The following is a 12250-nucleotide window of genomic DNA, read 5'->3' as shown; positions in this document are numbered from 1 at the left end:
GCCTGGGTCCGCGCGCGGGATTGACCTTTGGCGCCAGCGGCGCGAGCCTTGTGCGGCAGAGGGAGCGCGCCATGCCGGACACCGCCACGCCTGACCAGTTCACATTCCGCTCCCGCAAGGACGGGGGCGGGACGCCACTGTTGAACCAGTGGGGGGCCAATTCGGATTACGGCACGTTGCGATCCGTGCTGCTGGGCCCGGTCGAGAATTACCGCTGGCTGAAGACCTCGTCGCTGTCGAAGAAGACGCTGCGGCGCGGGGGGGAGTTCGACCCGGCAGTGGCGCGCGCGCAGCATGCCGAGATGGTTTCGGCCTATGAAAGCGCGGGCGTGGAGGTGCACAGCCACGCGCCCGATCCGCACCTGCCCTACCAGGTCTTCGCGCGGGACAGTTCGGTGATGACGCCCTTTGGCGCGATCATCACCCACATGGCGCAATACTGGCGGCGGGGGGAGAACATCCGCGCGATCGAGACCTACCAGCGGCTGGGCATCCCGGTCTACGACGTGGTCACCGCGGGCACGTTCGAAGGCGGCGATTTCAACGTGATCGAACCGGGCTGCGTGCTGATCGGCTGGGAAGGCCCCGAAGGGCGGTCGATGGAAGAGGGCGCGCGGCAGGTCGCGGGCTGGATGCAGGCCGAGGGGTGGGAGGTCATGCTGGCTGACATCGATCCCTATTACGTGCATATCGACCTGATGGTGGTGATGCTGGCGCCCAAGCTCGCCGCCGTCTGCACCGATTGCACCGATCCGGCCATCGTGGACTGGCTGCGGGCCAAGCGGATCGAGATCGTGGACGTGCCCTTCCGCGAAACGATGGCGCTGGGTTGCAACGTCGTGGCGCTGGGCGATGACCGGGTGCTCTTGCCCGCCGGGTCACGAACGCTTGGGCAAAAGCTGCGGGCGCTGGGTTTCACGGTCTTCGATCCCGAACTGGACATGATCACGCAGGGCGGCGGCGGGGTGCATTGCATGTGCCAGAGCCTCGTGCGCGACCCGGTGTGATTCCGCCCGGCGCGCGCGCTTCCCCGGCCATGTTCGGGGGAAGTCGGCGTGGCTTCTCCCCATGTGCGGCCCGAAATTGGACGGTAAAGCGTCAATTCGGGGGCATCCGGGAGGATGCAGGATGTCGAAAATCAGTCACAGCCATGCCGAAGGTGCTTCGCCTGCCGGTGCGTTCGCGGGATTGCGCAATTTGCTTGGGCGCGCGCCGGTCGCGTCGAAGGCCTTCGAAGAGGCGCCGGATGACATCATCGACGGTCTGCTCGGCCGGATGGACGCGTATCTGACGCAGACGTCCTGACCGGAACGCGAACAATTCGGGGCATGCGGGCCTGCATCCCTTCCTTCTTCGGTCGCCATCCTTTAATTGCCATGCGCACCGCTGATTTTGTTCGCCAAGGACGCCCCGATGAAATTCACGATGAGCTGGCTCAAGTCGCACCTCGACACCGACGCCCCGGTTGCCGAGATCGCCGAGGCGCTGACGGACCTGGGACTGGAGGTCGAGGAGATCTCGAACCCCGCCGACCGGCTGGCCGACTTCACCATCGGCAAGGTCCTGAAGGCCGAGAAGCACCCCGAGGCGGACCGCCTGCGCGTCTGCCAGGTCGCGACCGACGAGGGCGAGTTGCAGATCATCTGCGGCGCGCCCAACGCACGCGAGGGGATCACCGTCGTCGTCGCCAAGCCCGGCACCTACGTGCCAGGCATCGACACGACCATCGGTGTCGGCAAGATCCGGGGCATCGAATCCTTCGGCATGATGTGCTCCGAACGCGAGATGGAGTTGAGCGAGGAGCATGATGGCATCATCGAACTGCCCTCGGGCGAGGTGGGCGAGCGGTTCACCGACTGGCTGGCCGAACACGATCCCGCCAAGGTCGACCCGATGATCGAGATCGCGATCACCCCGAACCGCCCCGACGCGCTGGGCGTCGAAGGGATCGCAAGGGACCTTGCCGCGCGCGGGCTTGGCCGGAGGATCGAACGGGCACCGGACCCGGTGCCGGCGACGTGGACCGCCGATTTCGACGTCACCATCGACGAGGACACGCGCGATGGCTGCCCACTCTTCTGCGGGCGGATCATCCGGGGCGTGAAGAACGGGCCGAGCCCGCAATGGCTGCAGGACCAGTTGCGCGCCATCGGCCTGCGCCCGATCAGCTTCCTTGTCGATGTCACCAACTTCTTCACCTATGACCGCAACCGCCCGCTGCACGTCTTTGACCTCGACAAGGTGAAGGGCAACCTGCGGGTGCATCGCGCGGCGGGCGGAGAAACGCTCGTGGCGCTCGATGACAAGACCTACACGTTCCAGCCGGGGCAGATGGTGATCTCGGACGACGAGGGGCCGGAAAGCATCGCGGGGATCATGGGCGGGGCCGAGACGGGCTGCACCGAGGAGACGGTGAATGTCTTCGTGGAAAGCGCCTATTGGGACCCGGTGCAGATCGCCTATGCCGGGCGCGCGCTCAAGATCAATTCCGACGCGCGGTACCGGTTCGAACGGGGGGTCGACCCGGCCTTCACGCCCGAGGGGCTGGAGCGCGCGGTGCGCATGATCGTGGATCATGCGGGCGGCGAGGCGTCGCAGCTGATCCAGGCGGGCGAGGTGCCGGACACGGCGCGCAGCTACACGCTGGATCCCGCGCGGGTGCAGCGCCTTGTCGGCATGGACATTCCCGAGGCCGAGCAGCGCCAGACGCTGACCGCGCTGGGCTTCCGGCTGGAGGGCAACCAGGCGCATGTGCCGACATGGCGCCCGGACGTGCAGGGAGAGGCCGATCTTGTCGAGGAAGTGGCGCGCGTGGCGTCGCTGACCAAGCTTGAAGGGCGGCCCCTGTCGCGCGGGTCGGGCGTGCCCCGGCCGGTGATGACACCTATGCAGCGGCGCGAGCAGGCGGCGCGGCGGACCTGCGCGGCGCTGGGCTACAATGAGTGCGTGACCTATTCTTTCATCGACCGCGACGCGGCACGGCTGTTCGGCGGTGGTGACGATGCGACGATGCTGGCCAACCCGATCTCGACCGAGATGAGCCACCTGCGCCCGGCGCTTTTGCCCGGCCTGATGCAGGCGGCGGCGCGCAACCAGGCGCGGGGTTTCGCGGATGCGGCGCTGTTCGAGGTGGGCCATGCCTTCCACGGTGGCGAGCCGGGAGAGCAGCATTTGCAGGTTACCGGCCTGCGCGTGGGGCGCACGGGGCCGAAGGACGTGCACGGCACCTCCCGCGCGGTCGACGTCTTCGACGTGAAGGCGGATGCCGAGGCGGTGCTGGCCGCGATGGGGGCGCCCGCCCGCGTCCAGATCCTGCGCGGGGCGCGGGAATGGTGGCATCCGGGGCGGCACGGCATGATCTGCCTTGGCCCCAAGAAGGTGCTGGGCGTGTTCGGCGAGGTGCATCCCAAGGTGCTGGCCGCGCTGGACGTGAAGGGCCCCGCGATGGCCTTTACCCTGTGGCCCGGCGAGGTGCCGATGCCCAAGCGCAGCACCGCGACCCGGTCGGCGCTGCACCTGCGCGACCTGCAGGCGGTGGAGCGTGACTTTGCCTTCGTCGTCGATGCCGATGTCGAGGCGCTGACGCTGGTCAACGCCGCGCAGGGTGCCGACAAGGCGCTGATCGACGAGGTCCGCGTGTTCGACGAATTCGTCGGCGGCAGCCTTGGCGAAGGCAAGAAGAGCCTCGCCATGACCGTGCGCCTGCAACCGACCGAGGCGACGCTGACCGATGCCGATATCGACGCGGTCGGCGCGCGGATCGTGGAAAAAGTGACGAAAGCGACGGGCGGCACGTTGCGCGGCTGATCCCGCGCGTTACCTGTCTGCCCGGACCAACCAACCCGGCGAGGTGTTTCGATGAGCTACCGTGTCTACCTGTCTGGCGAAATCCATACCTCGTGGCGGGACGAGATCATCGCCGCCTGCGACGGGCTGGACGTGACCTTTGCCGCGCCCGTGACCGATCACGCGGCGTCCGACGATTGCGGCGTGGCAATCCTCGGGGAGGAGCCGGACAAGTACTGGCACGACCACAAAGGCGCGATGGTCAACGCGATCCGCACCCGCAAGGAAATCGCGGATGCGGACGTCGTCGTCGTGCGGTTCGGCGAGAAGTACCGCCAGTGGAACGCCGCCTTTGACGCGGGCTATGCCGCGGCCTTGGGCAAGTCGCTCATCATCCTGCAGATGCCGGAACACGACCATGCCCTGAAAGAGGTCGACGCGGCCGCGCTGGCCGTGGCGCGGGAACCGGCGCAGGTGGCGCAGATCCTGCGCTATGCCCTGACGGGCAAGCTGCCCTGATTTAGTCGCGCGGAGGCGTCACGAGGCCAACCTGCACCGCCGGCCGGTCGAGGAACCGTGCGAGATAGGCATTCAGCGCGGGCCGGTCGTCCCACTCCACCGCGTCCTTCGCGCCGTAGAAGTCGAGCGCGCGAAGCCACGGCGCGATGGCCATGTCGGCGATGGAATAGTCGCCCGCGATCCAGTCACGCCCCGACAATTCACCTTCGAGCACGGACAGGAGCCGCTTGGCCTCGTTGATGTAACGCTGTTGCGGGCGCTTGTCCTCCCACTCGGACCCGGCGAATTTCCAGAAGAACCCGACTTGTCCCAGCATCGGGCCAAGCCCGCCCATCTGGAACATCAGCCATTGCGTGACGCGCCACCTGTCGGTCGCCGTGTCGCCGCCGAACTTGCCGGACTTGTCCGCGAGGTAGAGCAGGATCGCGCCCGACTCGAACAGGCCCAATGGGCCGTCGGGGCCGTTCGGGTCGATGATCGCGGGGATCTTGTTGTTGGGGTTGAGCGACAGGAATTCGGGGCTTTTGACGTCGGCATCGGCCAGCGTGACCTTGTGCGCCTCGTAGGGCAGGCCCATTTCCTCCAGCGCGATGGAGACCTTCACACCGTTCGGCGTGGGAAACGAGAACAGTTGAATGCGGTCGGGATGTTCCGCCGGCCAGCGGTTCAGGATGGGAAATGTCTGCGCATCGAGCATGAAAACCTCGCATCGGGACCTGTATCTGCGGGGAAACATAGGGTGCCTGTCCCATTAAAAAACATTGCATTTATGTGCGATGCCGATAGGCGGAGTGTGCGCGCAGGCACGTCCCCCGTGCTGCGCGGTCGCCAACAAAACCCAGAGGGGCATAAAATGCTGAACGAGTTCAAAGACTTCATCGCCAAGGGCAATGTCATGGACATGGCCGTTGGTATCATCATCGGTGCGGCTTTCACCGCGATCGTGTCATCGCTGGTCGGGGATCTGATCAACCCGATCATCGGCCTGTTCCTTGGCGGAGTCGATTTCACCAACAACTATGCCGTGCTGTCGGGTGACGTGCCCGCGGGTGCAAGCCTTGAAGCCGCGCGGGAAACCGGCGCGTCGATCTTTGCCTATGGTGCCTTCATCATGGCGGTCATCAACTTCCTGATCATCGCCTTCGTGGTCTTCATGCTGGTGCGCCAGGTCAACGCCATCAAGGCCGCCGCCGAAAAGCCCGAGGAAGTGGCCCCCGAGGTCGAAAGCGGCCCGTCGGAACTCGACATCCTGATCGAGATCCGCGATTCGCTCGCAAAAGCGTCCTGACCGGACGATCCGACATCCCCGGTTCGGCCCGCCGATGCGCGGGCCGGGCCACGCCGATGGCTTGTCTTTTCTTAAAAGCGCACAATATCCTTCGCTATCGGCCCGAGACTTTCGAAGGATGTGTGGTGCATGGCGCTGGATGAAACCGATCGTCGCATCTTGCGAGCGCTGCAGGAAGCCGGGCGGATCAGCAATGCCGACCTGGCCGAGCGCGTCGCGCTGAGCGCGTCCGCCTGCCACCGCCGCGTGCAGCGCCTTGAGGCGGACGGGTATATCCGCGACTACGTCGCGCTTCTCGACCCGCGCAAGATGGGTGTGCCGACCACCGTGTTCGTCGAAATTCGCCTTTCCGGTCAAGCGGATGACGTGCTTGACGCGTTCGAGAAGGCGGTCGCCCGCATCCCCGACGTGCTGGAATGTCACCTGATGGCGGGCGCTGCGGATTACGTCCTGAAGGTCGTGGCCGAAGATACCGAGGATTTCGCCCGGATTCACCGCCAGCACCTTGCCCGCTTGCCGGGCGTGGCGCAGATGCAAAGCTCTTTCGCGCTGCGCACGGTGTTCAAGACGACGGCGTTGCCGGTCGATCCGTAAGGCGGCAGCCGGATACGGAAACGGCCGGAACCCTGTTAGGAGAGTTCCGGCCGCGACGCCATAAATCTAGGCGTTAGATATACATTCCCCCCGGCACGTCAGATCGGGCCACTCCTCCCAATCCAACAAAACAGGCTGTTAAGGTTTGGTTATTCAATACTGATAACCTATCGCAAAAAGGGGCTTTTGGCTATCCCCAAATGGGGGCAATGCAGGAATTCCTGACCATATGGTCTAAAATTCAGGCGGCGGCGCCGGGCAGTTCGAACAGGTCCGACGAGACCGGGACATTGCGGTTCGCGGCCCATGCGGCCAGCCACGGCCAGTTGCGCAGGTGGTGATAATGCCCGCGCTCTTCCAGTGGCACAAGCGTGCAATCGGGCAGGTCGGCGGCCAGCGCCTCTGCCGCGGGAAGGGGTGAGACGTTGTCGAGCATGCCGTGCACGATGGTCACCGGAACGCCGATCCGGGACACGTCGAAATCCCAGCCGCGGGCGTTCAGCAGGTTTTCCTCGACCATGCCGTCCATGCCGGCGGCGGTGCGTTCCGCCAGCAGCGCCGCCATGCGCTGGCGCAGGGGGCCGTCCGACAGGATCGCGGCGTCGTCGGGGCATTTGCAGCGCGCGACGTAGCGGTCGAAATAGCGGTCGGCGTTCTGCATGACCGACCGCACGAGGAAGGGGATGATCTGCCGCAACAGCCCCGGCCAGTACCGGCCAAGGACCGAGGACATCTGGAAATACTGGTCAAGGTCGCGCCAGTTGTTCGGGCGGTAGTTCGGGTAGGTGGGCGAGGCCATGACCACGCGGTCGATCCGGTCCTGCAATTCATGCGCGATGGCAAGGCACGACCCCGATCCGTAGGACACGCTGAAGACCGAAAAGCGCGGATAGCCCAGCGCATCCATCAACTCGGCCACGTCGGGGGCGAACTCGGTGAGCGAATGCATTGGTTTCGGATCGGACCGGAACCCGCCGGGACGGCATGGCGTGATCAGGCGCACGCCGTGGCGTTCAAGGTGGGCAAGGCAGGCCTTGGGGTGGCCTGTCACGTCGATGGCAACCCCGGCCAGCGCGTCGAAATGCACGACGGGCGTGCCGTCCTTGGGGCCGAGCACGAAGTATTCCAGTTGCCGCCCGTCGCTCAGCTCGACCAGGCGGCGGACCTTGTGCGCCTCTTCCGGCGTCACGCGGCGTTGCCGCAACAGCGCCGAGGGGCTGCCCGTCAGTTGCGCGATCAGGTCAAGCTGGCTGCTGCTGCCGGTCTTGTCGAAGATGCGTTTGAGGTAGGTGCGCGCGCTTTCATAGGCGAGCCCGATGGACCCGGCCGCCGTGCGCAGATCTCCTGTCGTGACGAGCGCGGCGGCGAGGTCGCGTTCACGTTCGGTCAGGCCGTGCTGGTCGGCCAGCGTGCGCAGGCCGTCATCGGCCACCGCGCGGGGCGCGACCAGAACCGCGGCGGCCTGCGGCGGCAGGCCCATCCGTGCGGCCTCGCGGCGGGGCAGCAGCAGCATGTCGGGACCGCCGGACCGGGATTGCACGGTGCAGGGTTTCTCGGCCCGGTTGGCAACGCTCACCCAGTCTTCAAGCGTCAGCGAGCCGTCCGCACCCGGCCCGGCGAGGCGCGGCATCTTGTCCGGTGCGCCAAGCGCCGCCGATTGCGCCATCGCCGCGTTCTGCAACAGGACCTGCCCGCGATCCCCGATCAGCGCCATCCCGAAGGACACGCTGTCGAGCATCGCCGACATCTGCGCACCCTGCTCCTGCAGATCGACCATCCGCTGCGAGATTTCGAAGGCCCGGTCGAAATGCCGCGCGAGGTCCTTGAGCGAGGGATCATCCTCGTCCGGCAGCAGGTTGGCGCGGGCGCGTTGCAGGTGGTCGGTCAGTTCGAGGATCAGCTCGGGCCACAGCGAATTGTCGAGCGAGGCTTCGTAGACGAGGTGCGTCAGGTCTTGCGACGGTTTGGTCATGGGCACAGTTTATGACAGCAGGCCCGTGCGTCGCAACGAGGACCTGAAAAGACAAAGGCTCCCGCCAGCGCAGGAGCCTTCATTGACTTTCGGTGACAGCGTCGCCGATCCGGGCTTAGAGCAGCCCTTCGCGTTGAGCCTTCTTCCGGGCGAGCTTGCGCGCGCGGCGGATGGCTTCGGCTTTCTCGCGGGCCTTCTTTTCCGACGGTTTCTCGAAATGCTGCTTGAGCTTCATTTCGCGGAACACGCCTTCGCGCTGCAGCTTTTTCTTCAGCGCACGGAGGGCCTGGTCGACATTGTTGTCGCGAACCGATACCTGCATGTGGTGTCACCACCTTTCCAAGTTAGCGTTGCATGTAAGTGCAGGAGGTGGCCCTATAACAAGGGCGTCCTAGCTTGTCCAGTAACTCCAATGACAAAGGAGGCCGCGTGATGCCCGCCCCCCATGAAACCGTTCTTGCCACCCTTGTGGACGCCGCCCTGCCGCATGTTGCCTTCGACGGTTGGGGCGAGGCCACGTTCAGGGCCGCCATCGCCGACAGCGGGGTGGACCCGGCCGTGGCACGGGGTGTCGCGCCGCGCGGCGCGCTGGATCTGGCGGTGGCCTATCACAAGGCCGGGGACCGGGTCATGCAGGAAGCCTACAGGCGCGAGGACACCGCCGCCCTGAAGATCCGCGAGAAGATCACCCGCGCCGTCGAATTGCGGCTGGAGGCGATCTCCGACCGCGAGGCCGTGCGCCGGGGAACGACGCTTTTTGCCCTGCCGCACAACGCGGCCACGGGCGCGCAACTGCTCTGGGGCACGGCGGACGCGATCTGGACGGTGATCGGCGACACCTCGACCGACGGCAACTGGTACACCAAGCGCGCGATCCTGTCGGGCGTCTACGGGGCGACGGTTCTGTATTGGCTTGGCGACCAGTCCGAGGGGCAGGTGGAAACCCGCGCCTTCCTCGACCGCCGCATCGCGGACGTGATGACGTTCGAGAAGACCAAGGCGCAGCTGAACCAGTCCGCCATCGGCAAGCAGCTGATGGCGCTGCCGAATTTCCTTCTCAGCCAGATGCGCGCACCGGCCGCGATGCCGCCCGCCGACCTGCCGGGCCAGTTCCGCGCGCCCGACTAGGCCCCGATCCCCATGGCCCATGCGCCAAGCGCCAGGGCGTGGAACAGGGTCACCGCGAGGTTCGTCGCCGCGACCGGGTGCGACAGGCCCAGCCACGGCAGCGTCAAAGACTTGTAAACGATTTGCAGGCACATGATGGCTATCGTTGCGGGTGCCAACGCGGGCATGGATTGCAGCGCGGCAAGGGCCAGCAGGCCCGCGCTAACCCCCGCGATGGCGGCGTACATGCTGAACAGGATGCGCCGTGCCGGGGTATCGGGGCCGAACACCGCGTCCGCCCGCTGGCCGCGAGCCGCGAACAGCAGGACAGGGATCAGGACAAGCAGGTTGACGATCATCGCGGCGATCAAGGGCAGGGGCATGGGCGATCCTCGAAGACGGGGGAGAGAATTGAAATTGCGACGCGCTCTGAATACGGTCCAACCCAGAGGCAGGATCACGAAAGATGGCAGACACGATGCGCGCGATTGAGATTACCGAACCCGGCGGGCCCGACGTCCTGAAACCGACCGAGCGGCCCATGCCCGAACCGGGCGCGGGAGAGATCGTGATCCGCGTCGCCTTTGCCGGGGTGAACCGTCCTGACGCTTTGCAGCGCGCGGGCCTTTACGCCCCGCCGCCCTCGGCCAGCGACCTGCCGGGGCTGGAAGCCGCCGGCTGGGTGCACAGCGTCGGTGCGGGCGTGTCGGGCTGGTCGGTGGGTGACACCGTGTGCGGGCTGCTGCCCGGCGGCGGCTATGCCGAGTACGTGGCCACCCCGGCGGCGCATTGCCTGCCCGTCCCCGAGGGGCTGGACCTGAAACAGGCGGCCTGCCTGCCCGAGACCTTTTTCACCGTCTATTCCAACGTCTTCACCCGCGGCGGCCTGCGCGCCGGGGAGCGGTTCCTTGTGCATGGCGGGTCGTCCGGGATCGGCACGACGGCGATCCAGCTTGCGCGCGAGGCGGGCGCGCGGGTCTTCGCCACGGCGGGGTCGGACGAAAAGTGCGCGGCCTGCACCGCGCTTGGGGCCGAACGCGCGATCAACTACCGGGACGAGGATTTCGTCGACATCATGCGCGCCGAGGGCGGGGCGGACTTGATCCTCGACATGGTGGGCGGGCCGTATATCCCGCGTAACATCAAGTCGCTGGCAGATGACGGGCGGCTGGTGCAGATCGCGTTCCTGCAGGGGCCAAAGGTGGCCGACATGAACTTCGTGCAGATGATGACCCGGCGGCTGACGCTGACGGGTTCGACGCTGCGCCCGCAATCGGACCTCGCCAAGGCGCGCATCGCCGACGGGTTGCGGCGCGATGTCTGGCCGCTGATCGCGGCGGGCAAGGTGGGGCCGGTGATGGACCAGACCTTTGCGCTGGACGACGCGGCGGCGGCCCATGCCCGGATGGAGGGCAGCACGCATATCGGCAAGATCGTGCTGGATGTCGCCGGGGACAGCGCATGACCGGCGCGGACGACGACGACCTGTCGTCGCGGGACGCGGCCAAGCTGCGCGCCTACGAGCGTATCCAGAGCCTTGGCCTGCCGCCCTGGGCCGGGGTGATCGACATCCCCGTGATCGGCACGCTGATCGGACAGGGCGCAAAGCTGTGGTTCGCGCGGTCGCTTTACGTCACCGCGCGCGAGGATGCCGTCAGCGGCGTGTCGAACCAGCGGCTGGCATGGATGGCGGTGCTGACGCTCGGCACGCTGGCCTTTCTTGGTGCGGTGATGTCGATGTACGGGCTGCTGGAGGCGGAACTTTCGGCGGGTCGCCTGTGGATCGCGCAGCTTGCGGTCGCGGTTTTCGTGATCCTCGGCCTGCCTTACCTGATCGAGGGGCTGGGCCTTTTGATGGGCACGCTGAGCCATGCGGGTGGCGGTGCGGCGCGCGGGCTTCACGCGCGGCTGAACAGGTTCCACCGGCCCACGCAGAACATCTTCACGCCGCGCCACAGGTAGGCGCCGGCACCGCGAAACAGGGGGTGACATGGTCAAGACAGCGGTAATCGAGGCTCCGGGCGGGCCGGAACAGTTGAAGATCGTGGATCGCGAGGTTGGCGATCCGGGTCCGGGCGAGGTGCGCATCCGGCACAAGGCGATCGGGCTGAACTTCATCGACATCTACCAGCGCACGGGCCTGTACCCGTTGCAGATGCCGCACGCGCTGGGCATGGAAGCGGCGGGTGTGATCGAGGCTGTGGGCGAGGGCGTGACGCACCTGAAGGCGGGCGATCGCGCGGCCTATGCCGCGGCGCCGCCCGGCGCCTATACCGAGGCGCGGGTGATGGGTGCGGCGCAGGTCTGCCCGCTGCCCGATGCGATCCCGTTCGACGTGGCCGCGGCGATGATGCTGAAGGGGCTGACGACGCAATACCTGTTCCACCGCACGACGCCCTTGTCGGCGGGGGATACAGTCCTGTTCCACGCCGCCGCCGGTGGCGTCGGGCTGATCGCCTGCCAGTGGGCCCGGTCCGAAGGCATCCGCCTGATCGGCACCGCCGGGTCGCCCGAGAAATGCGCGCTCGCCGAAGAGCACGGCGCGGACCTCTGCATCAACTATCGGGATGAAGACTGGGTGGCGCGGGTGCGCGAGGCCACCGGCGGCGCGGGTGTCGAGGCGGTAATGGACGGGGTCGGCAAGGACACGTTCGACGGCTCCCTCGATTGCCTGAAACCGCTGGGGATGATGATGTCGTTCGGCAACGCGTCGGGGCCGGTGCCGCCGCTGAACATCGCGGTGCTGGGGCAAAAGGGATCGCTCAAGGTCACACGGCCGACGCTGTTCACCCATATCGCCGATCACGCGACCTGCCAGCAGATGGCGCGGCAGATGTTCGACAAGGTGGAAAGCGGCGCGCTGACCCTGCGGATCGACCAGCGCTTCGCGCTTGACGACATCGCCGATGCGCACCGCGCGCTGGAGGCGCGCAAGACGACCGGCAGCACGGTGATCGAGCTTTAGGCGGGCCTGCCGCCAGAAG

The 12250-nt window shown here is 66.6% G+C and carries 14 protein-coding genes; 10 read left to right on the top strand and 4 right to left on the bottom strand.

Annotated elements, in window-relative coordinates:
- Window positions 1-71 precede the first annotated feature (71 nt).
- The 4 genes from ATO11_RS08800 (at window position 72) to ATO11_RS08790 (ending at window position 4305) form a co-directional block, all read left to right on the top strand.
- Complete coding sequence (locus tag ATO11_RS08800) at window positions 72-1007, top strand: dimethylarginine dimethylaminohydrolase family protein (RefSeq protein WP_050530622.1); 936 nt, start codon at window positions 72-74, stop codon at window positions 1005-1007.
- 121 nt (window positions 1008-1128) lie between these two features.
- Window positions 1129-1305 carry a hypothetical protein gene (locus ATO11_RS22105; protein ID WP_165586943.1) on the top strand — a complete coding sequence of 59 codons (177 nt, stop codon included), beginning with the start codon at window positions 1129-1131 and terminating at the stop codon, window positions 1303-1305.
- Between the two features lie 108 nt (window positions 1306-1413).
- Window positions 1414-3807, top strand: a complete 2394-nt coding sequence (pheT, locus tag ATO11_RS08795; RefSeq protein WP_050530621.1) for a phenylalanine--tRNA ligase subunit beta — start codon at window positions 1414-1416, stop codon at window positions 3805-3807.
- A gap of 51 nt (window positions 3808-3858) precedes the next feature.
- Window positions 3859-4305: a YtoQ family protein gene (locus ATO11_RS08790; RefSeq protein ID WP_050530451.1), complete on the top strand. Its 447-nt coding sequence runs from the start codon at window positions 3859-3861 to the stop codon at window positions 4303-4305.
- Between the two features lies 1 nt (window position 4306).
- On the opposite strand, the gene ATO11_RS08785 is transcribed toward ATO11_RS08790, so the two are convergent.
- Window positions 4307-5002 (bottom strand): glutathione S-transferase family protein, encoded by a 696-nt coding sequence (locus tag ATO11_RS08785; RefSeq protein WP_050530450.1) that lies wholly within the window; start codon window positions 5000-5002, stop codon window positions 4307-4309.
- A 156-nt stretch (window positions 5003-5158) separates the two neighbouring features.
- Between ATO11_RS08785 and mscL the strand changes: the two genes are divergently transcribed.
- Together mscL and ATO11_RS08775 are read left to right on the top strand one after the other, a co-directional pair.
- Window positions 5159-5593: a large conductance mechanosensitive channel protein MscL gene (gene mscL / locus ATO11_RS08780; protein WP_050530449.1), complete on the top strand. Its 435-nt coding sequence runs from the start codon at window positions 5159-5161 to the stop codon at window positions 5591-5593.
- A 129-nt stretch (window positions 5594-5722) separates the two neighbouring features.
- On the top strand, window positions 5723-6187 hold the full coding sequence (locus tag ATO11_RS08775) for an Lrp/AsnC family transcriptional regulator (RefSeq protein ID WP_050530448.1): 465 nt from the start codon (window positions 5723-5725) through the stop codon (window positions 6185-6187).
- A 241-nt stretch (window positions 6188-6428) separates the two neighbouring features.
- Here ATO11_RS08775 and ATO11_RS08770 read toward each other — a convergent pair whose 3' ends face one another.
- Window positions 6429-8159, bottom strand: a complete 1731-nt coding sequence (locus tag ATO11_RS08770; RefSeq protein WP_050530447.1) for a bifunctional helix-turn-helix transcriptional regulator/alpha/beta hydrolase — start codon at window positions 8157-8159, stop codon at window positions 6429-6431.
- A gap of 115 nt (window positions 8160-8274) precedes the next feature.
- Window positions 8275-8481: a 30S ribosomal protein S21 gene (gene rpsU, locus ATO11_RS08765; RefSeq protein WP_005614280.1), complete on the bottom strand. Its 207-nt coding sequence runs from the start codon at window positions 8479-8481 to the stop codon at window positions 8275-8277.
- Between the two features lie 110 nt (window positions 8482-8591).
- Here rpsU and ATO11_RS08760 point away from each other — a divergent pair, with 110 nt between their 5' ends.
- Window positions 8592-9287 carry a COQ9 family protein gene (locus tag ATO11_RS08760; protein WP_050530446.1) on the top strand — a complete coding sequence of 232 codons (696 nt, stop codon included), beginning with the start codon at window positions 8592-8594 and terminating at the stop codon, window positions 9285-9287.
- Here ATO11_RS08760 and ATO11_RS08755 read toward each other — a convergent pair.
- On the bottom strand, window positions 9284-9649 hold the full coding sequence (locus ATO11_RS08755; protein WP_050530445.1) for a hypothetical protein: 366 nt from the start codon (window positions 9647-9649) through the stop codon (window positions 9284-9286). The two genes, ATO11_RS08760 and ATO11_RS08755, sit on opposite strands and share 4 nt — an antisense overlap.
- 83 nt (window positions 9650-9732) lie before the next feature.
- Between ATO11_RS08755 and ATO11_RS08750 the strand changes: the two genes are divergently transcribed.
- Genes ATO11_RS08750 through ATO11_RS08740 form a run of 3 tightly spaced genes read left to right on the top strand, consistent with a single transcriptional unit; the run spans window position 9733 to window position 12231 of the window.
- Entirely contained in the window at window positions 9733-10731 is a 999-nt protein-coding gene (locus ATO11_RS08750) for an NAD(P)H-quinone oxidoreductase (RefSeq protein ID WP_050530444.1), read from the top strand.
- Window positions 10728-11228, top strand: a complete 501-nt coding sequence (locus ATO11_RS08745; RefSeq protein ID WP_050530443.1) for a hypothetical protein — start codon at window positions 10728-10730, stop codon at window positions 11226-11228. The genes ATO11_RS08750 and ATO11_RS08745 overlap by 4 nt, the downstream gene beginning before the upstream one ends.
- 28 nt (window positions 11229-11256) lie before the next feature.
- Window positions 11257-12231: a quinone oxidoreductase family protein gene (locus ATO11_RS08740; RefSeq protein WP_050530442.1), complete on the top strand. Its 975-nt coding sequence runs from the start codon at window positions 11257-11259 to the stop codon at window positions 12229-12231.
- The last annotated feature ends 19 nt before the right edge of the window (window positions 12232-12250 follow it).

Source organism: Pseudaestuariivita atlantica (genome assembly GCF_001205715.1).
GTDB classification, from domain to species: Bacteria; Pseudomonadota; Alphaproteobacteria; order Rhodobacterales; family Rhodobacteraceae; genus Pseudaestuariivita; species Pseudaestuariivita atlantica.
This window is presented reverse-complemented; position numbering and strand designations above follow the sequence as displayed.